This window comes from Nocardia sp. NPDC004718, assembly GCF_053601535.1.
In genome coordinates, this window is sequence record NZ_JBSGCA010000044.1 from 15,390 (window position 1) to 39,466 (window position 24,077).

The following is a 24,077-nucleotide window of genomic DNA, read 5'->3' on the forward strand; positions in this document are numbered from 1 at the left end:
CGCTCACGTGCGTGGACGGGCGGCCGCGCCGGTCATCGGTGTGGCGGAGACCTCGCCTGTCCAGCCGCAGGGCAGGGCGCAGCTGGCGATGATCTTGGTCTCCAGGTCGCCGTTGTCGTAGCGCAGCGTGGTGCTCGCCGCGTAAGCGGGATATCCGCACGCTCGGCATTTGCCGAAGAAATCGAGGATCTCCTCGGCGCGGGCGTGCGCGATTCGTCGTGCGGGCTTGTCGTCCATAACTTCTCCAGCCGGCGTGGGGTCCTGCCGAGCGGGCGTCTGTGACGTTAGGTGGGAGGTCGCCGCCCGGCGGGAGTTCGGAGGATCGTTGGGCTGATTCACAGGTGCCGCGCGAGTGATTTGGGTCGGTTCCCAGGTTCAGGTGAATGCTGCGCAATCGCAGCGTATTTCCTGCGTATCGCTGGTAATGGCGACGAAGCCCTGGCTACTTGACCTCGCTTGTGACTGACGTTACAAAGGAGCTACCCGCCGACCCGAAGTTCTTCGAACCGGCCGACGAGAAGTGCACAAGTTGGTTACCGATGTCATCGACGTAGTCGCCGAATTCGCGATCGCCCGCAAGACCATCTGGGATCTGCTGCTCGAACCGCAGACATATCCGCGCATGTTCACCGGTATCGGCGCGTGCGAGCAGATCCAGTCCGCCGACGGCGATGTGGTCTGGCAGATGCGCGTCGGCACCTACGGGTCGGGCATACGCACTCACCAGATCCGGCTCAGCGTGGGCCGGTGGTACGAGAGCTTCGAGATGCAATACGCCGCACTCGGCAGCTTCGCGTCGGTGCGACTGCACGGAGACGAGGACCGCACCAAGGTCACCGTCACGTATTTCGCGCCGAGCCGGGTACACCCGCGGGTGGGCGAGCTGTCCAATGGGGCGATCGGCGAGTGGACCAAGGCCGGACTGAAGCGGGTGGCCGACGTCGCCAAGGGCGCGCGGACCTCCTTGGTCGTCAACGGCGAGGATTCGCCGATCCGGCGCAACGCGGGTGTGGCGCGGCAGATGGTGGCCACCGGCGTCGTGTTGCCGGTTCGTTTCGATCGGAGTCTCAAACAGCTGCGCTCACTGGCGAAATGGGGTTTCAACCTGGCGGGCGGATACGCCGCGGGCGCGGCGTACGCCCCGGAGCGGACCGCGATCATCGACGACCGCGGCACCCGGTCCTTCGCCGACATGCACGAGCGCACCAACGCGCTGGCCGCGGCGATGGCCGCGCACGACCTCGGCCCGGGCGACGCCATCGGCCTGCTGGCGCGCAACCACGCGGCCATGGTCGAATGCATGGTCGCCGCAGGCAAACTGGGTGTGGACGTGGCACTGCTGAACGCCGGGCTGGCGGGCCGCACCATCGAGGAGATCGTCCAGCGCGACCGTCTGTCGGCGCTGTTCGTCGACGGTGACCTCGAGGAGTTGGTGCGCTATCTGCACGCCGACATCCCGCGCTACAACACCGACGAGCGTCCGCCGGTACCCGACCGGACCACCGTGGACCAACTGGTGGCGGAGGGGCACACGACTTTCCGTACGCCTGCCCAGCCGGGACGGCTCGTCGTGCTCACCTCCGGGACCAGCGGGACGCCCAAGGGCGCGCGCAGGCCGCATCCGAAGGGCTTCGGGTCCATCGCGGCATTGCTGTCGCGCATCCCGATGCAGGTGAACGAGACCATGCTGATCCCGGCGCCGCTGTTCCACACCTGGGGGTTGGCCGGCCTGCAACTGAGCACCGCGCTGCGCGCGACCGTGGTGCTGGCCGAACGGTTCGACGCGGAGGACTGCCTGCGCCGCATCGCCGAGCACCGGGTCAACACGGTGATCGTCGTGCCGACCATGGTGCAGCGCATCCTCGACCTCCCCGCGCACGTGCGTGCTCGCTACGACACCTCCAGCCTGCGGCACATGATCAGCTGCGGTGCGCCACTGGCAGGCGCGACCGTCGAGCGGTTCATGGAAGCCTACGGCGACGTGCTCTACAACGTCTACGGATCCACCGAGGTCTCCTGGGCGACCATCGCGACCCCCGAGGACCTGCACACCTCGCCGACCACGGCGGGACGCCCGCCGCTGGGCACCAAGATCGCCGTGCTCGGGCCGGATCACCGCAGACTCCCGATCGGCGCTACGGGACACATCTTCGTCGGCAACCACATGCTGTTCGACGGCTACGTCAACTCCGCGCCACCGGACGAGGCGCACGGCATGCTCGACACCGGCGACCTCGGCTACCTCGACGCCGCGGGCCGGTTGTTCATCGCGGGACGAGACGACGAGATGATCATCTCCGGTGGCGAGAACGTCTTCCCGCGCCCGGTCGAGGAGGCGCTCGCGCACCTGCCGCAGGTCAGCGACGTCGCCGTGGTCGGTGTGCCGGACCGCGAGTTCGGCCAGCGGCTCGCGGCGTTCGTGGTGAAACGCGAAGGGTCCGGCCTGGATTCGGACATGGTGCGCACCTACATCCGCAACCGCTTGAGCCGCTTCTCGGTGCCGCGCGACGTCACCTTCCTCTCGGCATTGCCGCGCGGCGACACCGGCAAGATACTCAAGCGTCTGCTGGCCGGTCCCGGCGCGGCCGAACCGGAGCTACCGCCGTCGATCAACGGTCTGGGCACCGCGGGATCGCCCTGACCGTCCGGCGGCGGCGCCCGGCGGTCAGTAGACGGTGTCCTCCAGGTCGGTCAACGCGGATTCCAGGTGATCGAGCAGCCTGGCCACGTCCGGCACGCTGCGGCGGCAGGCGACGATGCCGATGTCCAGGCTGTCGGCATTGCTGGTGAGGGTGATGTTCACCGCCTGCCCGTCGAGCGGGATCGACAGCGGATAGCTGGCCGCGACGCGAGCTCCATTCCAGTACTGCGGTTCACGGGGTCCCGGAATATTGGAGATGACGATGTTGAACGGCGGGCTGGTCAGCGCGACCGTGGCGGGAAGCAGCAGTGACAGGGCGAGGGGACTGAGCGTCAGCGCCGACAACGAAACCGCTTGGACGGGGGACAGCGCGCGGTAGATCTCTTTGCTGCGATGCATCGAGGAGCTGATCGCCGCCAGCCGTGCGGCCGGGTCGGGCAGGTCGGTGGCCAGATTGCACAGCAGCGCCGCCACGGCGTTGCCCCCGCCGTCACCGTCGTCGGATTCGGGACGCAGCGAGACCGGCACCATGGCGATCAGCGGCTTGTCCGGCAAGGCGACGTGTTCGAGCAGGTAGGTGCGCAGCGCACCCGCCGACATTGCCAGCACCACGTCGTTGAGCGTGGTGCCGGTCATCTTCTTGACCTGGCGGATCCGGTCCAGCGGCCACGAGCGGGCGGCGCAGCGGCGGGCCCCGCCGATCGGGACGTTGAACATGGTGCGCGGTGCGGCGAAGGGCAGCGTCAACTGCTGCTCGAGCAGCGCGGTACGGGCAAGGCGCAGGGCCGAAGGCGCCGAGCCCGCCGCGGCGAGCAGGGCGCGCGCCCGGGTGCCGAGCGTTTGCCTGTGCGGGGGATTCGGGCGGTGCCCGGTCGAAGGCGGGAGATGCCAGGGCACCAGCGCTTCGCCGGATTCCGGGTCGGTGGTGAGCGTTCGCTGCAACAGGCGCTGGGCGCCGACGCCGTCGATGAGGGCGTGGTGCATCTTCGCGTACAAGCCGACCCGGTCGCCGGCGAGCCCTTCGACCAGATGCGCTTCCCACAGCGGCCGGTGCCGGTCGAGCAGGGTGCTGTGCAATCCCGCGGTCACCTCGGTCAGGGCGTCCAGGCCACCCGCTTCCGGCAGCGCCCACCGCTGGACGTGGTAGTCGAGCTCGACGGCGCTGTCCACGGTCCAGGCCAGCTGGGGAGTGCCGAACAGGCGAGCCGGGCGCTTGCGGAACGTGGGGTGGAAGTTCTGGTCGGCCGCCAGCGTGGCGTACGCGCGCCGGGCGAATTCGGGTCCGGTGCCCTCCACGGGGTCGAAGATGGACAGCGAACCGACGTGCATCGGATGCTCGCGTGATTCCGCGATGAGGAACAGGGCGTCCACCGGCGAGATGAATTCCATGGGCAGTTCCCTCCTGGCGACGCCGCGGCCTCGCCACGGTCTGGTTCCGGACGTGGGGGCGGCCGCCGGACGGCTCATGGCGCCGGGAGATCTACGCCGGTCGAACGACGATCCACCAACCGATGATTCGATGCCGAATCCGGACCGGCTGGGCGGTTCGTCGCGAAATTGTGCGCGCGGGCCTCAGGACAGGCGGCTGACCGGCCAATCCTGCGGCAGTGCGAGGCGTTCGCTGATCATACTGATCGCGCTGTGCAGGGCCTGGATCTCATCGATGCCGCTGGCCAGCGACGCGCCCTGCTTGCTGATATGGAACCGGCACAGGTGTTCGCGCCGGTCGGCCGCGAGATACGGCCTGCCGATGATGATCGACAACGAGCTGTCGGCTTCGTAGAGGGTGCGGGCCGCGATGAGCGCCTGCGGCTCGTAGGCGACCGTCGTGGCGGCGCGCGAGGGACGGGTGGGCGCGGCAGGGAAGCCGGGGTCGGACGGCTCGGTCACCGCGAAGTGCGCGCCGTGGCTGTTCGCCTGCCGCAGCTCTTGGGCGATGTCCTGGAACGCACGGTAGAGCGCGGCGATGGAATCGACGCCGTGCGCCCATCGTTCGCCGATTCCCTGGATGCGGAAACCGCACACCACACCGGTGTCACCCGGTGCCATCTGCGGTTTCCCCACCTCGATGGAGACCTCTCGCGTGGCATCGGAGACGGTTCGGGTGGCGATCACCTCCCTGATCCGCCGCCATCTCATGCTCGCGATCGCACCGCCGTGTTCGGATTCGCGCACTGCGGACGTGGTCGTGTCACCAGTGACCCGCGCCGGTATCGCTCTCATGATGTCTGGAGTACCCAAGTTGGACCCCCGTTTACCCTGCGGTTCGAGGTGAGCTGGAACGCAGTGTGAAGACACGCCGTATCGGCAAAAGGGCTACCGGACGGTTAACGCGCCTCGCGTTTGGCAGGCTGTCGCCGAGGGTGTGATGGTGGGGCCGCGACGATGAGGAGGGGCGGACGAAGTGGTAACGATTGCGCAGTTGCGAGCGGTTCTGTCGATCTTGCGCGTCGACCCGGACGAGGTCGGCGCACGGGCGGGTGAGACAGGTCTGCACGGTCCGGACGCCGAACGTGTCCTACTGATCGGTTTGCTACACCGGATCGCGAGCAGCGAGCTGCGCGACGTCGTCACCACCACGATGGACGACGAGGAGGCCGCACGGGCCGCCGCGGTCAGCACCCTGCCGGTGAACGGAGAGAACCCTACGGAGCAGGCGCGTTTCGACGCGCACTGGCTGCACGACCGTATCGGCGCGCTGGCGGCGGGCATCACCGTGGAACCGGTGCCGGTGCTGCTGGACGCCGCCGCGCGGTCGGCGGACGCGGCCGAGGTCCTGCTGCTGCTCAGCCGCAATCCTCGTGGCCAAGACGCGGACACCAGATGGGAGCGTGCGCTCGACGATCTGGGCCGCGCCTATCACTTGATCAACGACGAGCGCGTGGGTCGCTCGAACACGACGACCGCGCCGCTCTAGCGACGCGGTCGATCGGAAGCCCGCCCGGCGGCGCGCTGCGCCGCCGGGATTCGGCTACTTGGTCTGGACCGGAGCGGTTTGGACGGGCTTGTCGGCGAAGCGGGTGGTGCCGTCGGCCGCCTGCAACGTGGTGAGCAGGTCGACACCCGCCACGACGAGCGTGGGGCCGCCGACCGCGATGGTTCCGAGGATGCCACCGAGGCTCGCGCCGGTCAGCAGACCGGCCACGCAGCCGAGGGCGATGGTGACCAGGCAGCCGATCGTGGCTCCGATCGCGGTGCCGACGAAACCGCCTATGGCGGTGGCGAGCCCGAACTGGCTGGCGAATTCGTCACGGGCGCGCTGGTTCTCGGTCATGGACGCGACCGGCTTGGCCACCAGCGGCTCGGTGATCGCGATGCCCTCCGGCCTGGACGGCTTCAGCTCGAGCACGGTGCTGTCCTTCTTCAGCTCCGGGCGGACCGGAATGGCGGTCCCCGCGATCCGGAAGTCGAGCGGCAACGTCATCGCGACGTGGCCGTCGCGGTCCCGGATGTCGACCACGTCGATCACTTGCGTGATGTCGGCCGGGGCGCCCGCGTGATCGACGAGCACCCCGTCGCGCTCGGTTAGTCGCGCGTTCTCGTCGCCCGCGGGCTGATCGCGCAGTGCCTTGGACAACTGGAAGGTTCCGCCCCGGAGCGCGGCGACCACCGTCCGGTCGATGATCTTGGCCGAGTAGGTGATGTCGGGAGCGGGCTCGCCATGGGCGACGCCCGCGCCGACGGTCAGCGAGCCGATGGCGAGTATCGCTGCCGCAGTGATGCCGCGGAGTTGCATGTTACGTCCATTCCTTCATCGGGTTCACACCTGCGTCCAGCACGGCCGGACCCGCGCACTCCGGCGGCGCAAGGGCAGTCGTCTAGGGTCGCTGAGCAGCCTAGCAGCGCCCACAGCTACCGATGAGCGTTCCGGCTCGACCGGTCGGAGATATCGAAAAATTCTCCGACCGGCCGAGTTTCGGATCCGGCGTTCAGCGCGCCGTGGCCAGTTCGCCTGCCCGCTCGGCGCGCAGGATCGTCGCGCTGGTGCCGGGCGGCCAGTCGAGTCCCGCGTCGAGCCGGTCGAGCACCTCGGTACCGGGCCGCGGATTGCGGGACCGCTCGATCTCGCTGATCACCTTGGCCGGCGGGCCGCCGTTGCCCGCCACATCCGCCTGGGTCCACTTCATCTCGCGCCGCCGCGCACGCACGCGGGTGGCGAGCCCGTCGAGATCGAGCACGATGGCCGTCTCGACCTCGTCCGGGGGCGGCGGCGCCGGTCGCGCCGGTGCGCCGTGCTCTTCCTGCTGGTGCTTCTCCCGCAGCATTCCGGCGGTGATCAGCCTGGACCGTTTCCGCCTACCCATCTTCGCCACACGCTCTCCCATCCTCGGTCGAGTCGATCGATTGCGTCGCACTGCTCCGGCGGGCGGGCGGCGCCCATCGCGCCGGGAACGCTGAACATCATGGGGGAGGGTGGCCGCGGACCTCGCTCGACGCGCCGGGTCAGTGCGGCCGGTCCTCCGGCTGGAGAATGAGAACCGGGATCTCGCGCTCCGTCCAGGATTGATAGGTGTCGAAGTCCGCGTAGAGGGCTACGAGCAAGGGTCACAAGCGATTCTTCTCCTCCCGGCTCGCCACGCGGGCGCGGACGCGTCGATGCTCGGCCCCGACCTGTACCCGGGTGACGGGATGTGCCAGGAGGTTGAAGTACCACTGGGGGTGATTCGGCAACCCGCCTTGCGAGGCGACCACCACCAGGTCGGCGCCGTCGACGAGGTACAGCAGCGGGGCGGTGAACAGCTTGCCCGACCTCCGGCCCCGATGCTCGAGCAGCAAGGTGGGTACCGGCTTGCGGAAGCCGGCGCCGATCCGCCATCGTGCGCCGACGCGCCCTCCGCTGCGGCGGTACGCCCAGGTCTGCGCTCTGGACATGTACTTGATGACGGTCGTGACCAGTGGTGAATCGAGGTGGCGTGGCCGCTTCGGCATCAACGATCACCCCGCTCGGGCCGGGGTGCGGCGGTGAAATCGACGAGTCGCGCTATGTGACCGGTTTGCAGATGTTCGTCGACGGCGGCGCGTCGCTGAAATTGGGCCTGGCCTGAAGTGGCGCGGAATGCGCCGCGTCACTTCAGGATGAGCAGCGCGGACCGCTCGATGCGGTCCGCGATGTCGGAATACGATTCGTAGCCCATCCCGGCGTGGACAAGCGCACCCGCGTAGAGCAATTCGAGGGATTTCAGAATATCCGCGTCGGGATTTCCGGACAGCGCGTGCGCGAGGCGGGTGCGAATTTCCAAGCCGATGCGCGAACGCAAATGCTCGACGTCGGGATCGCGCCCGAGCAGCGCGCTGGTGACCGCGCCGGACAATTCCGGTTCGTCGGCGACCAGCAACGCGATGCTGCGGAGTTCGGCGATCACCCGCACGGTGGTGTCCGGATCCTCGCTCACCGGGGAGGGTTGTGCGCGCAGCCTGCGCCAGAAGATCTCCGCGACCAAGTGCTCCTTGGAGGAGAAATAGGTGTACGCGGTGGCGGTGCCGACCTTGGCGTTGGCGGCCACCATCCGGATGGTCATGCCGGCGAAACCCGCCCGGGAAAGCACTTCCAACGCCGATCGGGTGAGCTTGTCGACGGTGTCGGCCTGCTTTCCGGACAAGCGCCGCCGTGTCGCTTCGACGGTTCTGGAATTGCTTTCGGACATGTGTCTAGATGGTAGTGTCGCTATTTCGTTCGAGCAACTTCCCTGCTCTCGTCCCGGCTCCACAGCGCCCGTATCGCCGCCAGGTATTCGCGCAGCACGGGGCGCCGCTTGTTCGCGGGTACTCCGTGATCGGCGAGTTCGTCGGTGTTCCAGCCGAATCCGGCCCCCAGCACGACCCGGCCACCGGAGAGGTGGTCCAGTGAGGCGATCGTCTTGGCCAGGGTGATCGGGTCGTGCTCCACGGGGAGCGCGACGGCGGTGGCCAGCTCGATGCGTTCGGTGACTGCCGCCGCCATGGACAGTGCGACCCACGGGTCCAGTGTGCGCAGGTAGCGGTCGTCGGATAGCGACGCGTCGCCGGTCTGCGGGTGCGCCGCGTTGCGCACGACCGGGATGTGGGTGTGCTCGGGGACGTAGAAGGAGGCGAACCCCGCCTGCTCGGCCGTTCGGGCCGCCGCGGCGGGAGTGATGCCACGGTCGCTGGTGAACAGGACGATGCCGAATCGCATGGAATCCTTGTCTGGTCGTTCGACGAGCTGCCGTGCGCTCCCCGCGTGACGGCATCGGCGAAGGTGGCCGCTTGCTCCGAACCGACGCGTCTGGACAGCTGTATGGAATCTAGTCCGATCGCTGAACTGTCTACAAGAACGTGTTCTTGGTTCGGGGTGTGCATCGGCCGGGTGATCGGACGGCGGCCTTTCTTCTCCCGAGATGGCTCGTGCGGGATTGTCCTGAAAAACAGTCAGTGGTACCGTCCAGACACATGTCCAGCTATGTGTCTCTACTGAGCGTCGCGCGGACAATCCGTGTTGAGAACTTGTTATCGGTTTGGGAGTGTGGGCGATGACGGCTGTGGTGGGGCCGCTGGTGTTCGACCCGTATGACTATGGGTTGCATGAGGATCCGTATCCGACGTATCGGCGGCTGCGGGAGGAGGCGCCGCTGTATCACAACCCGGGTCTGGGGTTTTGGGCGTTGTCGCGGCATGGGGATGTGGTGGGGGCGTTGCGCGACAGTGTGCGGCTGTCGAGTGCGAATGGGGTGTCGTTGGATCCGGCCGCGTGGGGTCGGCATGCGCATCGGGTGATGTCGTTTCTGGCGATGGACGATCCCCGGCATATGCGGATGCGGCGGTTGGTGTTCAAGGGGTTCACGCCGAAACGTGTCGCGGGGTTGGAGGAGCGGATCCGGGAGTTGACGCTGTCGTATCTGGAGCCCGCGTTGTCCGGTGCCGCCGCCTTCGACTGGATCGATGAGGTGGCGGGCAAGTTGCCGATGGATGTGATCTCGGAGTTGATGGGGGTTGCGGTGGTGGATCGGGTGGAGATTCGGCGGTTGGCGGATCTGGTGGTGCATCGTGAGGACGGTGTGCTGGATGTCCCGATGGCCGCTGTCGAGGCATCGATCGAATTGCTGGGCTACTACACGGAGATGGTGGCCGAGCGTCGGCGCGCCCCGAAAGAGGATCTGACCTCGGCCTTGCTGAGCGCCGAGATCGATGGTGACAGGCTCACCGATGCGGAGATCATCGGTTTCCTGTTCTTGATGGTGGTGGCGGGTAACGAGACCACCACCAAATTGCTGGGTAATGCGCTGTATTGGGGTGCGCGTTATCCGGGGGAGTACGCGAAGGTCGTCGCCGATCCGGATCTGGTGTCCGGCTGGGTGGAGGAGACCCTGCGTTATGACACTTCCAGTCAGATGGTCGCCCGCACCGCGACCGAGGACCTGGCGTATCACGGCGGGGTGATTCCGGCGGGGGCGAAGGTGTTGTTGCTGATCGGTTCGGCCAACCGGGATCCGGCGGTGTTCGGCGATGGTGACAGTTTCCGCCTCGATCGTGCCGACAGGTCCGGGCTGGCCAGTTTCGGGGCGGGTGTGCATTTCTGTCTGGGGGCGCACCTGGCTCGTTTGGAAGCGACGGTGGCGCTACGGGAGTTCGCGTCCCGCGTCGCCGCCTATGACGTCCTCGATTCCGGTATCGCCCGGGTTCATTCGTCCAATGTGCGTGGCTTCGCGCACCTACCCATCACCGTGGAGACCCGATGAGCCGTCCATCCCAACGGATCCGCATGCCGGGAGCGCCGCGCAGGCCCGTGCGGAGCCGGTCATGAGAATCCGCGCCGATCTCGATCTGTGCCAAGGGCACGCGGTCTGCCAAGCCGAGGCACCCGAGGTGTTCACGGTGCCCAGACGCGGGCAGGTCGAAATCCGGCACGACGTACCGGACGCCGAACTCCGGCCCGCCGTAGCGGACGCGATCCGTTATTGCCCCACCCAAGCCCTGTCGATCGCCGACGAAGGCGCGACCGACTCCGCTCCGAAAGGTACCGACTGATGCCGGGTTTCGACCGCGCCGAGCTCGACGAGATGATTCAGCGCTGGATCGTGGAGAACCAGCGCTGCGAGGAGAAGGGCGACTGGAAGCCCCTCGCGCAGATGTACACCGAGGACGCCACCTACGGCTGGAACTACGGACCCACCCAGGAATTCATGGCCGTCGGACGCGACGAGATCCGCGATCTGGCCCTCGGCCAGGAGATGGCCGGGCTGGAGGGCTGGACCTACCCGTACCAGGAATTCGTGGTCGACGACCGCACCGGCACCGTCATCGGGTTCTGGAAGCAGATCAGCGAGGCGACACGTCCGGATGGGCGCAATTACTCGCCCGAGGGCATCGGCGGTAGCTGGTTCCGCTACGGCGGCGACTTCCAATGGTCCTGGCAGCGCGACTTCTTCGACTTCGGCAATGTCTCGGCGCTGTTCGTCGAGATGATCACCGACAAGGCGCTCACCCCGGGGATGCAGAAGCGCATCGAGCGCTCGGTCTCCGGCGCGCCGCTGCCCGGCTGGTATCGCGTCGGCGAATCGCCCGCCTCGCTGTGGTGACCGACATGGCCGGACCACAGAGCCGTTTCGCCGAACTGGACCGCGGCGCCCTGGCCGCGCTGCTGCCCGAACTGCTGCTGTGCGGGCACCTCATCGACCGCTCCGGCATGGCGCACTCGATCGCCGCGTTCGGCCGCGAGGGCATGACCGAGATCGCCATCGAGGAGTGGCAGGTGGCCAGCCCGGTCTACACCCGGCGCATGCAGCGGGCGCTCGGCTTCGCGGGTGACGGCGTGGAGACCATCTTCAAGGGACTGCAACTGGACATCGGCGCTCCACCGCAGTTCATGGACTTCCGTTTCCGGGTCGACGACCACCACCACGGCGAGTTCTGGCTCGACCACTGCGGTGCGCTCGCCGACGTGGAACCGATGGGCGAGGACTTCGTCGTGTCGATGTGCCACGACATCGAGGACCCGACCTTCGACGCGACCGCGCTGGCCACCGATCCGCATGCCCAGGTCCGGCCGATCCACCGCCCGCCCCGCCGTCCGGCCGATCGCAAGCCGGTGTGCGCGTGGACGGTCGTGATCGACCCGGCGCACGTACCGCCGCCGGTGCCCGCCAACGCCGACCTGGTCGCCGGGTCGGTGGCGGCCGGACTGGATCTGGCCGCGATCGACCCCGCCGACGAAGGGCGGCCGGACTACTCCGGCCCCTTGCTCAGCGATGTGCGTTTCGCGGACTTCTCCCGCTCCGCGCTGGTTCGGCTCGCCGACGAGGTATGTCTGCAACATCACCTGCTCACCCTGGGTTTCCTGATCGCGGTGCGCGCTCGGGTGGACGCCGACGTGGCGCTGGAGATCGGACGTAAACAGTTCGCGGGCATCGCCGGGCTCACCAGTGAACGCCTGCGCGATTGTCTCGGTCTCGGTGACGACGCCGCGGCGCTGGCGACGGTACTGCGGTTGCACCCCGCCCTGAATCCCTTGCCGTACACCGGAATCGAGATCGGGGCCGTCGGCGACACGGTCACGGTGACGTTCCCGGCCGCCAGTGGCGCGCACACCGACGGCACGTGGCCTTCGATGCTCGACCCCGAGCACCTGCAGCCGCTGAACGCCCTGGTCCGCGGTGTGAACCCGCGTTTCTCCGCCGAGGTCGTCGCCGCGGGGGAGGAGGGCTGGCATGCCGCGATCACGCTCGGCGACACACCGTTCCGGGAGGCGACGGAGGTCGCGCTGACCCGGTTCAGCACCGGCGCGGCCTTCACCTTCACCGACCGGGGGATACCCCTTCCGCTCACCGTCGTCTGACCGCACCACCCAGAGATGGAACGACATGGCCAACAACTTCGCCGACCTCTTCGAGCACTCCGTGGACGCCATGCCCGAGCGGGTGGCTCTCATCCAGTCCGGCCGTCGCGTGACCTACCGCGAACTCGACATCCGCGCCAATCGGCTCGCGCACCATCTGGCGAGCATCGGTGTGGGCGCGGGAACGCATGTTGGTTTCCAGATGCACAACAGCATCGAGACGATGGAGACGCTGATCGAGTGCTTCAAGCTCGCCGCCGTCCCGATCAACATCAATTACCGGTACGGCGTCGCCGAACTGGCCTACGTCTACGAGAACGCGGATCTCGAAGTGATCGTGCACCACTCCTGTTACGGCGCCGCCGTCCGGGAGGCCGGGCAGCGAACGCCCGGATTGCGGCACATGATTCGCGTCGCCGACGAATCCTCGCCGGACCTGGACGATGTGGCGACGTCGTACGAGTCGGCCCTCGCCGCCGGAGCGACGGACCGTCCGGTGGTCGAACGCAGCGCCGACGACCTGTTCATGATGTACACCGGCGGGACGACCGGCATGCCGAAAGGCGTCATGTGGCGGCAGGAGGACATGTGGCGCGTCCTCGGCGGCGGCATCGACTTCTACACCGGTGAACCGGTCGCCGACGAGTTCCAGCAGTCCAGCACCGGCGCCCGGATCGATCCGAGCGCCTGGCTGGTGCTGCCGCCGCTGATCCACGCCGCCGCCATGATGCCCACCTTCACGGCGCTGTGGTCGGGCAACACCGTGATCTTCGAGTCCCGCTTCGACGCCGGACGCGTCTGGCGGACCGTCGCCGAGCAACGCCCGCAGGTCATGGTGATCACCGGCGACGCCATGGCCAGGCCGCTGATCGAGTCGTATCGGAGTGAACCGGTGGACGCCTCGTCGCTGCTGGCCATCGCCTCCGGCGCCGCGCTGCTGTCGCAACCGGTGAAGAACACGCTGCTGGAGATGTTCTCGTGGGCGGTGGTCTCGGACTCCATCGGATCGTCGGAGACCGGGTTCGGCGGTATCGGGTTCGCCCAGAAGGATGACGATCCGGCGCGCGGCCCCCGCGTGCGGACCGGCCGCGGTGCGGTGGTCGTGGACGACGACGGCCGCCCCGTCGCGCCCGGTTCGGAAGGCTGGCTGGCCAAGACCGGCAACGTGCCGATCGGTTACTACAAGGACCCCGGCAAGACCGAGAAACTGTTCAAGTCCGTCGACGGCGTGCGCATGGTCGTCACCGACGACCGGGCCCGCGCCGAGACCGACGGGTCGATCACGCTGATCGGCCGCGGCAACATGGTGATCAACACCGGCGGCGAGAAGGTGTTCGTCGAAGAGGTCGAAAGCGTGGTGAAAGCCCACGCCGCGATCTTCGACGCGGTGGTGATCGGCGTGCCGCACGAGCGCTGGGGGCATCAGGTCGCCGCGGTGGTGTCGCTGTCCGGGCCGGTCGAATTCACCGACCTGCACGCGCACGTGCGCAAGTTCTTGGCCGGATACAAAGTGCCCAAACAGGTCTGGGTCGCCGACACCATCGTGCGCGCGCCGAGCGGCAAACCCGACTACCGGTGGGCCAAGCAGTACGTGGCCGGTCGAGGGCCCGACCACAAGGCGGACTGACATGATCCGGGTGATCCAATGGGCGACCGGCGGGGTCGGACGGGCCGCCATCGAGGGCATTCTCGACCATCCCGAGCTGGAACTGGCCGGAGCCTGGGTGCACAGCGCGGACAAGGACGGCATGGACCTGGGCGAGCTGGTCGGCCGCCCGCCGGTCGGGGTGCGCGCGACCACCGATGCCGACCGCTTGCTCGCCACGCCGGCCGACTGCGTGCTCTACAGCCCGTTCATGGCCGACGCCACGACGGTGCGCGCGATCCTGCGGTCCGGCAAGAACGTCGTCACACCGCTGGGCTGGTTCCATCCGCGCCGCGCGGAGCGGGAACGGTACGACGAGCTGTGCCGAGCTGCCGGAGTCACCCTGCACGGGACCGGAATACACCCCGGCGGCATCACCGAGAAGATCCCGCTGGTGGTGTCGGCGCTCTCGGGGTCGATCACCGCGGTGCGCGCCGAAGAGTTCTCCGACATCCGCACCTACGGCGCGCCCGAAGTGGTCCGGGACTGGATGCTGTTCGGCGCCACGCCGGAGCGGGCCGCGACCAGCGTCATGGCGAACGTGCTCGCGGGCGGCTACAGCCAGTCGGTGTGGATGATGGCCGAAGCGCTGGGTATCGCGCTCGACGAGCGGTTGCGGGTGACGCACGACATGGCGGTGGCCACCGCGCCGATCGATTCGCCCATCGGCCCGATCGCGCCCGGGCGCGTCGCCGCGCAGCGCTTCCGCTGGGAAGGGACCGTTCGCGGTACTCCGGTGATCACGGCCGCGGTGAACTGGTTCATGGGCACCGAGAACCTCGACCCGCCTTGGACCTTCGGACCCATGGGGGAGCGATACGAGGTCGAGATCGTCGGTGATCCCGGCGCGACGGTGATCTTCACCGGTATGCACGCGCACAGCGCCGCCGCGGGTCTGGTGCGCAACCCCGGCATCGTCGCCACGGCCATGCACTGCGTGAACTCGATCCCCTACGTCGTCGCCGCCGAGCCGGGTGTGCGCACGTATCTCGAATTGCCGCTGGTCGCCGGTCGCGCCGCCGCATGGCTGCGCGACCGTGACGCGGCCTGCGCGTCGCCCGCCGAGGCCGATCCCGACGCCGCGCGGCGCACTTCGCCCCGCTGACCGGCTCGCACGTTTCATCTAGGAGGTAGCAATGGCAGCTCCGGCATTCCCGGTCGGATTCGATTTCACCGACCCGGCGCTGTGGGAGAACCGAAGTCCGGTAGCGGAATTCGCTCAGCTGCGTCGGACCGCCCCGGTGTGGTGGAACGCGCAATCCGATGAGACGTCCGGTGGTTTCCACGACGGCGGCTACTGGGTGGTCAGCAAGCTCGCCGACATCAAGGAGATCTCCAAGCATCCGGAGCTGTTCTCCTCGGAGCGGAAAGGGGCCATCATCCGCCTGCCCGGCGATATCACGCCGGAACAGATGGCGCTCACCGGCGCTCTGCTGGTGAACATGGACCCGCCCAAGCACTCCAAGATCCGGCGGATCATATCCAAGGGCTTCACACCGCGGGCGGTGGAGAACCTGCGCGCCGCGCTCACCGAGCGCGCCGAGCGGATCGTGTACGAGGCCAAGAAGTCCGGCGGCGGCGACTTCGTCGAGCAGGTCGCCTGTGAATTGCCGTTGCAGGCCATCGCCGAGCTGATCGGCGTGCCGCAGGAGGATCGAAAGAAGATCTTCGACTGGTCGAATCAGATGCTCAACTACGACGACCCCGAGTACGGCGATCCCGCGATGGCCTCGGCCGAAATCCTCGGTTACGCCTGGAATATGGCCGAGCAGCGCCGTTCCTGCCCGGTGGGCGACATCGTGAGCCAGCTGGTGCACGCCGACATCGACGGCGAGGCGCTCGGCTCCGACGAGTTCGGTTTCTTCGTCATCCTGCTCGCCGTGGCAGGCAACGAGACCACCCGCAATGCCATCACGCACGGGATGAAGGCGTTCGTCGATCACCCGGAACAGTGGGAGACCTACCGGCAGCAGCGTCCACCTACCGCGCCCGACGAGATCGTGCGATGGGCCACTCCGGTGACCGCCTTCCAGCGCACCGCGATGGAGGACCTGGAACTCGGCGGGCAGCGGATCCGGCAGGGTCAGCGGCTCGGATTGTTCTACAGCTCGGCGAATTTCGACGAGGAGGGCTTCGAGAAGCCGTTCACGTTCGATGTCCTGCGCAATCCGAATCCGCACGTGGGTTTCGGCGGCACCGGCACGCACTACTGCGTCGGCGCGAACCTGGCCCGGCTGGAGATCGATCTGATGTTCGACGCCATCGCCGACGCGATGCCCGGCCTGCGGCAGGTGTCCGATCCGGTGCGGCTGCGGTCCGGGTGGATCAACGGCATCAAGAGCTGGCGGGTGCGCTACGAGTAGCTGCCGGTCGCGGGCTTCCCGTCACGCGACGGGGAGCTCTCGCGTGCCCGGCCACGTCGTCAGCTGTCGTCGTTCTTGCGGCGCCTGCGGTAACGGACGGTGCAGGGCTGCGCGAGCTGCACGACCATCTTGGAGTGGTCGTTGCGGTAGCTGTCCGACGGCTGGACCATCTCGAACTCCCAGTCCCGCAACAGCAGCGAGAAGATCGCCTTCAGCTGCATCAACGCGAACGCCGCGCCGACACAGCGGTGGCGGCCCGCGCCGAACGGAATCCAGGTCCAGCGATTGACGAGGTCGGCTTGGTCGGGATCGATATAACGTCCGGGATCGAAAGCGTCCGGGTCCGGGAAGTCCTCCGGGATCCGGTTCGAGATCGCGGGAGTGGCGGCGACGTGATCGCCGGGCTCGATCCGATGGCCGCAGACGTCGAATTCGCCGCGCGCCACCCGCATCAGGATGATCAGTGGTGGATGCAGGCGCAGCGTCTCCTTGAGCACGGATTCCAGCATCGGGATCTGGCGCAGCGCGCCGAAACTGATGTCCGAGCCGTCGGCGTAGAGCTCGTCGAGTTCGGTGACGACGCGGTCGAGCACCTCGGGGTGGCGCAGCATTTCGATGATCGTCCAGGCCGCCGTGCCGGAGGTGGTGTGATGGCCCGCGAACATCATGGAGATGAAGATGCCGGTGATCTCGCTGGCGCTGAATCGCGGTTCGCCGTTGTCGCCCGGGATCGAGATGAGCACGTCGAGCATGTCTCGGTCGTCCTTGCCGGTCGGCGGGTCGGCGGCCCGGCGATCCATGATCCCCTGGACCAGTTCGACCAGCTCGGCCCGCGCCTGATCGCGGCGGCGGAAACTCTCGATCGGAGCGTAGGGGTCGACATAGGCCAGCGCGTCGGTGCCGCGTTCCAGGTCGTGGTAGAGGTGCGCGAAGCGGTCGTCGAGGTCGTTGCGGAACTTCACGCCGATCAGGCAGGCCGAGGAGGTGTAGATGGTCAGCTCGGCGAAGAAGTCGAGCAGGTCGATCTCGCCCTCGTCACCCCAGCGCGCCAGCATCCGCTCCACCTCACGGGCGATGGTGGCGGCGTGCCCGCGCATGTGTTCGGCGCGCAGCGCCTGGTTGTGCAGCATCTCCTTGCGGCGTTCCGGGCTGGCGTCGAAGACGACGCCCGCGCCGAAGATCGGCTTCATGAAGGGGTAGGCGGCGGCCTGGTCGAGGTCGTCGTCGCCGGAGCGGAAGAAGAACTCGTTGGCCTCCGCGCCCGACAGCAGGATGACCTGGCGCCCGGCGAGGTCGAACGAGCCGACGTCGCCGCACTCCGCGCGGACCCGGCGCATCAGCCCGATCGGGTCGACGCGGAACTCCTCCAGATGACCGTGCTCGTGGTCGCCTCCGGATACCCGCCGTGGTTTCACCAGAGTCATTGGAAATCCTTCCCCAGATAAGTGTCCAAGTTTTATGATGGACACGTGTCTGGACAGTACTACGGTTAGCTGCCCTCCGGCAAGACGCGGACCGCGACCGTCCTCGGCTGTCCGGGCCACAGGCGTGCCGCCGTCTGCGCACAGCCCGTGACGAGAAGCGATCGGTGGTTTCGAGGATGAGTTTCGGCAGCCGAGCCATGCTGACGACGTGGCGGTTACTGCGGTTGAAAGTCGCCGGAGCGGCGCTGATCCTGTTCGTCGTCGCGGTGGTCGCGGTCGCCGCGTCGATGTATGCCGGACGTTTCCGCTCGACGGTGGCCGTCACCGTCGAGACGCCCCGCTCCGGCCTTGTGCTCGACACCGATGCCAAGGTGCGGATGCGCGGCGTGGAACTGGGCAAGGTCAGCGCCGTGGAGTTCCGGGGCGACCGGGCGCGTCTGCGCCTCGCGCTGGATCCCGAACTGCTGCGGCTGGTGCCCGCCAACGCGACCGTGGACATCCGCTCGACCACCGTGTTCGGGGCCAAGTACGTGAATTTCGTGGTGCCGAGCGCTCCTTCGCCGACGCCCTTGCGCCCCGGCTCGACGATCCGCGCGGAATCGGTCACCGTCGAATACAACACGCTGTTCCAGCGTCTGAGCGATGTCCTGGCGAAGGTCGACCCAGCTGAACTCGACGCCACTCTTGCCGCCTTGGGCACGGCGCTACAGGGGCGTGGCGACCGGCTGGGTGACCTGCTCGCTCGCACGGACGACTATCTGCGGCAGATCAACCCGAGCCTGCCCGCGCTGCGCCGGGATCTGTCGTCGACCGCGCAGGTCACCGGGCTCTACGCCGACACCGCTCCCGACCTGCTGCGCGCGGCCGCCGACGTCACCGCGACCGGCGGGACGCTCGCCCAGGGCGCGAAAGACCTGGATGCCGTGCTGCTCGACCTCATCGGCTTGGCCGACACCGCCCGGTCGGCGCTGACGGAGAACGAGCAAGGGCTCACCGCTGTGCTCGAAACCCTGCGACCCACCAGCTCGCTGCTCGATACCTACTCACCCGTGCTGTACTGCGTGGTCACCGGCATCGCGAAAGCTCTTCCCGCGGCCGAGGCCATCATCGGTGGAATCAAACCCGGGGCCATCTTCAACGCGAGCTTCATGTACGGCGCCCAGCCCTACGAGTATCCCGACGACCTGCCGAAGGTGAACGCGACCGGCGGGCCGCGCTGTGCCGGGATCCTCGACCGGGTTCCCGACAGCCACGCCGACTATGTGGTCACGGATACCAACGAAGGCATGCCGTTCACTCCTTCCATGGCGGTCAGACCGAACGCGCCCAGGATCTTCCAGATCCTCTTCGCCGGTATGCCCGGAGTGCCGCGCTAGTCGGCGGCGGCCGCCTCCGGCCGTAGTCGAATTCGCCTTTGCCAGGTGGGGCGGGATTACGCCATGGGCGTTTCAGTGCGGCTGATGGCGCGCGGGATTTCGAGGGCGGCCAGTTTGTCGGGGTTGCGGATGCCGTAGCCGCTGACGATCTGGTCGTCGGCGATGTCGAACACGAGGACGGCTTCCAGTTTGTCGCCGATATAGCACGCGAGTGCCGGTTGACTGTTGCAGTTCACTGTCTCGATGCGTACTTCCGGTCGCCGCTGCGCGTATCTGAAGACCGCCATGAGAATCGCGCCCACTCGTTCGGCGCCGACCATGACCAGCTCCGGCAGTGCGGTCACCTTGCCGCCGCTGTCAGTGGTCCAGGTGATGTCCGGCGCGAGCAGCGACAGCAGGCCTTCCATGTCCCCGGTGGTCGCGGCCGTGATGAAGCGTTCGGTGACCGCGGCGGTTCGGACGGTGTCGACGGGGCCGTAGCGCTTGCGCCGGGAATGGACATGGTTGCGGGCGCGGCGGGCGGTCTGATGCACGGCGTCGACGGACTTTCCTGTTGCGGAGGCAATTTCGTCGTAGTCGAAGCCGAAGACCTCACGCAGCACGAAGACCGCCCGCTCGGTGGGGGTGAGCGTTTCCAGCACGATCAGCATCCCCGTCGAGACCGATTCGGTGAGTACCACATCGCTCGAGGCGTCACCGTCGGTGAGCAGCAGCGGCTCGGGCAGCCACGGTCCGACGTACTCCTCGCGACGACTGGCGCCGGCCCGCAACGCATTCAGTGCCTGCCGCGTGACGAGCTGGGCCAGATAAGATTTCGTATCCCGGACCGTGGCCAGGTCCACCCGCCGCCACCGTAGATAGCTGTCCTGCAGCACGTCGTCGGCTTCGGTTGCCGAGCCCAGGATTTCGTAGACGATGGTGAACAGCAGCGGTCGCAGGTGAACGAAACGCGCGGTGTGCTCGTCGGTGGAGGTCATGGCTTCGGAACTCCCTGCGGCTCGACTGCGCTCAGATCCTTACGCCTGCCCAGGCCCAGGAAGGTCGGGATCGCGCCGGGTTTGCGGGCTTCCTTGCGGATGGTCCCGATCGGGCCCGCGAGACCCACCCGCTCCTTGATCCACCCGGCCACACGCCCGCCGATGTACATCGGCACGGGTGTGTCGTCACGCCGGCTGAATTGCATCGCACCGGCGCGGCTACCCAAACCGACGGTGCAGGCGGTGAAGGCCACGTCCAGCACAGCAGGTTCGTCCCCGGCGATGCGGGCCAGTACATTGTCGGCGGCCTGCGCGCCCAAGGGTTGGGCGGCATAGCAGCTCATCCGCAGCGGGCGGCCCGAGGGCGCGACCGCGTCCCCGGCGGCGACGATGCGTTCGTCATCGATACTGGTCAACGTCTCGTCGGTCAGCAGCCGGCCCAGGTCATCGGTGCGCAGCCCACTGCGTGCCGCCAGTTCGGGCACCCCGAATCCGGCGGTCCAGATCGTGATCGCACCGGGCAGCACTTCGCCGTCGGCCAGGACGACCCCGTCGCGCCGCACCTCGCCCACCCGCGCGTGCTCACGCATCTCTACTCCATTCTCGGACAACCACTTCACCACCGACCGCCGGGCCGGATTCGAGAAGTTCGCCGCCAACTTACCGCCACCCGCCAGTGTCACGGTACGGCCCTGCTCCACGAGTTCGGCGGCGGTCTCGATGCCGGTGAGCCCGCCGCCGACGACGACAATCGGCGCCTGGACCGGCACGTCCGCCAGCGCCGCGCGTAGCCGCTGGGCGTGTTCGAATTCGGCGATCGGGTAGGCGAATTCGGTGGCACCGGGCACCGACGCCGGCACCGCGGCGGTGCTGCCGACCGCGTAGACCACGTAGTCGTAGTCGAGCGCGCGCCCCGAACCCAGTTCCACCCGGCGGGCGGCGGTATCGATGCGGATGGCACGATCGACGATCATCCGCACCCCGGCGCCGAGCAGCGTGTCGTAGTCGATGGCAGCCTCGTGGGTACCGGCCACGAACTGGTGCAACCGCATGCGCTCGACGAACCGCGGACGCGGATTGACCAGTGTGATCTCGACATCGCGACGCAGCCGCAGTCGATTGGCCGCCACGGCACCGGCGTAACCGCCGCCGATCACAACCACTTTGGTGATGGCATTGAAATCAGTCATGCCCTCCAGACACGCCACATCGTCCAGATCTGACACGATGTGACAGCCGTCACGTTCGCAGCCTGTCGCCGGCCCGCCGGGATCGTCGGCTCGTGTACAGGTGGAGTGCACGAAAATCGGCAATCCAGGGTGGCCCGCGGGTCCTCTCAACGCAGGTATCGCGTCGCCGATCTGGAACATGTTCACTCGGAGGATGACGGCTTCCGGCGGCCCCGGCCTCGCCGCAGGGCGGTCCGATGACGGATGCAGAACAACAGACCTCGACACTGCGGTTCGGCGCTGGTCGCCCGGCTGGGGTGCTGTCGAGATTCACGCACGCCAAATCGAGCGGTGGTGAGATTCGCGACCAAGGTGGTGCCGAGATTCGCGACCAGAACCAACTCGACCGGACGCCGCGGCGACAACGCGCGATCCCGCTGGTCGGGGCCCGCTCGACCAGGTAGGGCAGTGGGGAGTCGCGGACCTGCTCCCGGGCTGGTCGCGGATGATCAACAGCCCGAATCTCATCTGGCCCGCGGACCCGGCGTGGTTCGTGGCGACCGACCTGCCCTGGACCGGCATCGCGGGCAGCGCCGCGCTGATCGAGGCCTTGCGGGACGACGCGGAACCGGACGTCGAGGAGACCGTGCCGTCGGGCGATCGGCCCTACTGGCGGGAGGGCACGCGAACGCTTCGTAGCCGTTGAGGCGCGATCCCCGGCACGACCGCCGCTACGGTGGGTTGGCATGGACACTGCTGCGCTCGCCGTGCCGGAGTCGGCGCGCGTTCCTCCGGTGTCGGCGCTGGGCCGCGTCCGGAGGATCGCGAAGACACAACCGGTGGTCGTCGTGGCCGGATGCCTGGTCGTGGTGCAGCTGGCCGTCCGTTGGTGGGTGGCCGACAGCGGCTTCTTCTATTGGGACGATTTCATCCTGGTCGGCCGGGCGGCCCGCTACGGGCTGTGGTCCACCGATCTGCTGCTGTACGACCACGACGGGCACTTCATGCCGTTGGCCTTCGTCACGGCCTGGGCGGTGAACGCGGTGGCGCCGCTGGTCTGGGCGGGACCGGTGACGGTGCTGCTGCTCATGCAGCTGGGTGCGTCGGTAGCCGTGGTGCGCATGCTGCTGCTCATCGTGGGCCCCCGGTGGCCGCTCCTGATTCCGCTGGTCTTCTATCTGTTCTGCCCCCTGACGATCCCGGCGTTCGCTTGGTGGGCCGCCGCTCTCAACGCACTGCCGCTGCAATTCGCCCTCGCCTGGATGATCGGGGACGCGGTGTCGCTGGTCCGGAGCGGTCGCCGCCTATACGCGCTGTCCGGCGTCGCGGTGCTCGTGGTGGCGTTGCTGTTCTTCGAGAAGTCGGCGGTCGTGCCGTTCGTCGCGTTCGTCGTGACGGCGCTGGTCCGCCACGTCGACGGCGGCGAGTCCCCGATTCGTGTGGTGGCGCGGCGGGGCGCGGCGCTGTGGATCGGATCGTCCGCGGTCCTGGGCTTCTGGACCATCGCCTATCTCGCGGTGGTCGCAGGCCCGGGACTGCCCGACGACTGGGACGAGTTGCGCGATCTGCTGCCCGGCGCGGCATCCCTGGGAATCGTGCCCGCGCTGTCCGGCGGTCCGTGGGTGTGGGAGCGGTGGCTGCCGTCGACGCCGTGGGCGGATCCCCCCGGCTGGGCGGTGGTAGCGGCCTGGCTGGCGCTGGGCGCGGTGGTGGCGCTGTCGATGCGCGCCCGGCAGCGGATCGGGGCGGTGTGGCTGACGGCCGCTGTCTACGTCGTGATCGCTCAGCTGGCCGTCGCGTTGGCTCGTGGCGGACCGAACACCGCGGGGGAGTTGATGCAGTCGCTGCGCTACTTCGCCGACTCGGCGGTGATCGCGGCGGCCGCGGGCGCGCTCATGGTGCGGGCTCGCCCCCGGCCGTCCTGGAATCCGCGGCGCATCGGGCTTCCCGTCCGGCAGCTGACGGTCGCGGTGACAGCGGTATTCGTCGCGAGCAGTCTCTGGTCCACCTGGACATTCGTGCGATCGTGGCGGGTCGGTCCGTCCGAAACTTATGTCACCAACGTGAAATCGGCGCTGCGCGCATGGGACGGCGCGCCCCTGCTCGAGCAGGAGGTGCCGTGGAACGTGTTGAATCCGATGGCCTATCCGCAGAATCTGACCAGCAGCGTGCTGGCGTCCGTTGCCGCCCCAGGCACGTTCGCGGTCGCGACACCGCACTTGCGGATGATCACCGACGACGGTGCGATCGTCGACGCGGCGGTCTGGTGGAACCGGGCCGTCCTCCCCGGACCGGAGCCCGGCTGTGGCTACCGCGTCGACGGAACTCGGCCGGTGTTCGCGCGTCTCGACGGCCCCATGCTCGCGAACAAGTGGACCGCGCAACTCAATTACGTGGCCAGTCGTGATGGCCGGATCAGCGTCGCGCTGGAACACGGTGAAGCGGTGTCTGCGCCGGTCCAGAAGGGACTGAACACCGTGTTCGTCCGCCTGGTCGGCAGCGGCTCGGCGCTGCGAATCTCCGCCGAGACGCCGGGCCTCGACCTGTGCCTCGGCGTCGGGCCGGTCGGCGTCGCGTCGTACGACAACTGATTCTCTGACCGGATCGCGGACACCTCCGCCTTTCGATCCACTTCAGCGGCTCAGTAGCCGATCATCTCCGCCAACGGCGATGACTCGGCCGTCTTCCAAGC

The 24,077-nt window shown here is 67.9% G+C and carries 22 protein-coding genes and 2 pseudogenes; 13 read left to right on the forward strand and 11 right to left on the reverse strand.

Features of this window, described 5'->3' with window-relative positions; all coding sequences use genetic code 11:
* Window positions 1-3: 3 nt before the first annotated feature.
* Window positions 4-237 (reverse strand): hypothetical protein, encoded by a 234-nt coding sequence (locus ACWEH3_RS27400; protein WP_450021361.1) that lies wholly within the window; start codon window positions 235-237, stop codon window positions 4-6.
* Between the two features lie 292 nt (window positions 238-529).
* Between ACWEH3_RS27400 and ACWEH3_RS27405 the strand changes: the two genes are divergently transcribed.
* Complete coding sequence (locus ACWEH3_RS27405) at window positions 530-2,641, forward strand: AMP-binding protein (RefSeq protein ID WP_450021450.1); 2,112 nt, start codon at window positions 530-532, stop codon at window positions 2,639-2,641.
* Between the two features lie 24 nt (window positions 2,642-2,665).
* On the opposite strand, the gene ACWEH3_RS27410 is transcribed toward ACWEH3_RS27405, so the two are convergent.
* Window positions 2,666-4,030, reverse strand: coding sequence for a WS/DGAT/MGAT family O-acyltransferase (locus ACWEH3_RS27410; protein WP_450021363.1), 1,365 nt, complete (start codon window positions 4,028-4,030; stop codon window positions 2,666-2,668).
* A gap of 183 nt (window positions 4,031-4,213) precedes the next feature.
* Entirely contained in the window at window positions 4,214-4,864 is a 651-nt protein-coding gene (locus ACWEH3_RS27415; protein ID WP_450021365.1) for a DUF6968 family protein, read from the reverse strand.
* A 181-nt stretch (window positions 4,865-5,045) separates the two neighbouring features.
* Here ACWEH3_RS27415 and ACWEH3_RS27420 point away from each other — a divergent pair, with 181 nt between their 5' ends.
* A complete protein-coding gene (locus ACWEH3_RS27420) occupies window positions 5,046-5,558 on the forward strand; it encodes a hypothetical protein (protein WP_452358409.1) in 513 nt (170 codons plus the stop codon).
* A 54-nt stretch (window positions 5,559-5,612) separates the two neighbouring features.
* On the opposite strand, the gene ACWEH3_RS27425 is transcribed toward ACWEH3_RS27420, so the two are convergent.
* From ACWEH3_RS27425 to ACWEH3_RS27435, 3 genes and pseudogenes are all read right to left on the reverse strand, one after another.
* Window positions 5,613-6,377, reverse strand: a complete 765-nt coding sequence (locus ACWEH3_RS27425) for a hypothetical protein (protein WP_450021367.1) — start codon at window positions 6,375-6,377, stop codon at window positions 5,613-5,615.
* Between the two features lie 193 nt (window positions 6,378-6,570).
* Window positions 6,571-6,954 (reverse strand): hypothetical protein, encoded by a 384-nt coding sequence (locus ACWEH3_RS27430; protein WP_450021369.1) that lies wholly within the window; start codon window positions 6,952-6,954, stop codon window positions 6,571-6,573.
* A gap of 130 nt (window positions 6,955-7,084) precedes the next feature.
* A pseudogene (locus tag ACWEH3_RS27435) lies at window positions 7,085-7,570 on the reverse strand (nitroreductase family deazaflavin-dependent oxidoreductase).
* Here ACWEH3_RS27435 and ACWEH3_RS27440 point away from each other — a divergent pair.
* Complete coding sequence (locus tag ACWEH3_RS27440; RefSeq protein ID WP_450021371.1) at window positions 7,555-7,686, forward strand: hypothetical protein; 132 nt, start codon at window positions 7,555-7,557, stop codon at window positions 7,684-7,686. The pseudogene ACWEH3_RS27435 and the gene ACWEH3_RS27440 overlap by 16 nt on opposite strands.
* Before the next feature lie 21 nt (window positions 7,687-7,707).
* Here the strand turns inward: ACWEH3_RS27440 and ACWEH3_RS27445 are convergent, their stop codons facing one another.
* Complete coding sequence (locus tag ACWEH3_RS27445) at window positions 7,708-8,286, reverse strand: TetR/AcrR family transcriptional regulator (RefSeq protein WP_450021373.1); 579 nt, start codon at window positions 8,284-8,286, stop codon at window positions 7,708-7,710.
* Window positions 8,287-8,330: 44 nt separating this feature from the next.
* Window positions 8,331-8,795, reverse strand: a pseudogene (locus ACWEH3_RS27450) (LLM class flavin-dependent oxidoreductase); the annotation flags it as partial.
* 334 nt (window positions 8,796-9,129) lie between these two features.
* On the opposite strand from ACWEH3_RS27450, the gene ACWEH3_RS27455 reads away from it, so the two are divergent.
* The 7 genes from ACWEH3_RS27455 to ACWEH3_RS27485 all read left to right on the forward strand — a co-directional run bounded on the left by ACWEH3_RS27455 (window position 9,130) and on the right by ACWEH3_RS27485 (window position 16,439).
* Complete coding sequence (locus ACWEH3_RS27455) at window positions 9,130-10,335, forward strand: cytochrome P450 (RefSeq protein ID WP_450021375.1); 1,206 nt, start codon at window positions 9,130-9,132, stop codon at window positions 10,333-10,335.
* Window positions 10,336-10,396: 61 nt separating this feature from the next.
* Window positions 10,397-10,624 carry a ferredoxin gene (locus tag ACWEH3_RS27460; protein ID WP_450021377.1) on the forward strand — a complete coding sequence of 76 codons (228 nt, stop codon included), beginning with the start codon at window positions 10,397-10,399 and terminating at the stop codon, window positions 10,622-10,624.
* Window positions 10,624-11,175, forward strand: a complete 552-nt coding sequence (locus ACWEH3_RS27465; protein ID WP_450021379.1) for a nuclear transport factor 2 family protein — start codon at window positions 10,624-10,626, stop codon at window positions 11,173-11,175. The genes ACWEH3_RS27460 and ACWEH3_RS27465 overlap by 1 nt, the downstream gene beginning before the upstream one ends.
* Window positions 11,176-11,180: 5 nt before the next feature.
* Complete coding sequence (locus ACWEH3_RS27470) at window positions 11,181-12,431, forward strand: hypothetical protein (protein WP_450021381.1); 1,251 nt, start codon at window positions 11,181-11,183, stop codon at window positions 12,429-12,431.
* Window positions 12,432-12,456: 25 nt separating this feature from the next.
* Complete coding sequence (locus ACWEH3_RS27475) at window positions 12,457-14,058, forward strand: acyl-CoA synthetase (RefSeq protein WP_450021383.1); 1,602 nt, start codon at window positions 12,457-12,459, stop codon at window positions 14,056-14,058.
* 1 nt (window position 14,059) lies between these two features.
* Complete coding sequence (locus ACWEH3_RS27480) at window positions 14,060-15,181, forward strand: NAD(P)H-dependent amine dehydrogenase family protein (RefSeq protein ID WP_450021385.1); 1,122 nt, start codon at window positions 14,060-14,062, stop codon at window positions 15,179-15,181.
* A 31-nt stretch (window positions 15,182-15,212) separates the two neighbouring features.
* Window positions 15,213-16,439, forward strand: a complete 1,227-nt coding sequence (locus tag ACWEH3_RS27485) for a cytochrome P450 (RefSeq protein WP_450021387.1) — start codon at window positions 15,213-15,215, stop codon at window positions 16,437-16,439.
* Between the two features lie 59 nt (window positions 16,440-16,498).
* Here the strand turns inward: ACWEH3_RS27485 and ACWEH3_RS27490 are convergent, their stop codons facing one another.
* The gene (locus ACWEH3_RS27490; protein ID WP_450021389.1) at window positions 16,499-17,863 is read right to left on the reverse strand and encodes a cytochrome P450; all 1,365 of its coding nucleotides are present in this window, start codon (window positions 17,861-17,863) and stop codon (window positions 16,499-16,501) included.
* A gap of 176 nt (window positions 17,864-18,039) precedes the next feature.
* Between ACWEH3_RS27490 and ACWEH3_RS27495 the strand changes: the two genes are divergently transcribed.
* Window positions 18,040-19,239, forward strand: coding sequence for an MCE family protein (locus ACWEH3_RS27495; protein ID WP_450021391.1), 1,200 nt, complete (start codon window positions 18,040-18,042; stop codon window positions 19,237-19,239).
* 56 nt (window positions 19,240-19,295) lie between these two features.
* Here ACWEH3_RS27495 and sigJ read toward each other — a convergent pair whose 3' ends face one another.
* The gene (gene sigJ, locus ACWEH3_RS27500) at window positions 19,296-20,216 is read right to left on the reverse strand and encodes an RNA polymerase sigma factor SigJ (RefSeq protein WP_450021393.1); all 921 of its coding nucleotides are present in this window, start codon (window positions 20,214-20,216) and stop codon (window positions 19,296-19,298) included.
* Window positions 20,213-21,406: an NAD(P)/FAD-dependent oxidoreductase gene (locus ACWEH3_RS27505; RefSeq protein WP_450021395.1), complete on the reverse strand. Its 1,194-nt coding sequence runs from the start codon at window positions 21,404-21,406 to the stop codon at window positions 20,213-20,215. Before ACWEH3_RS27505 ends, sigJ begins: the two co-directional genes overlap by 4 nt.
* A gap of 484 nt (window positions 21,407-21,890) precedes the next feature.
* Between ACWEH3_RS27505 and ACWEH3_RS27510 the strand changes: the two genes are divergently transcribed.
* Entirely contained in the window at window positions 21,891-22,091 is a 201-nt protein-coding gene (locus ACWEH3_RS27510) for a hypothetical protein (protein WP_450021397.1), read from the forward strand.
* A gap of 40 nt (window positions 22,092-22,131) precedes the next feature.
* On the forward strand, window positions 22,132-23,976 hold the full coding sequence (locus ACWEH3_RS27515) for a hypothetical protein (RefSeq protein ID WP_450021399.1): 1,845 nt from the start codon (window positions 22,132-22,134) through the stop codon (window positions 23,974-23,976).
* The last annotated feature ends 101 nt before the right edge of the window (window positions 23,977-24,077 follow it).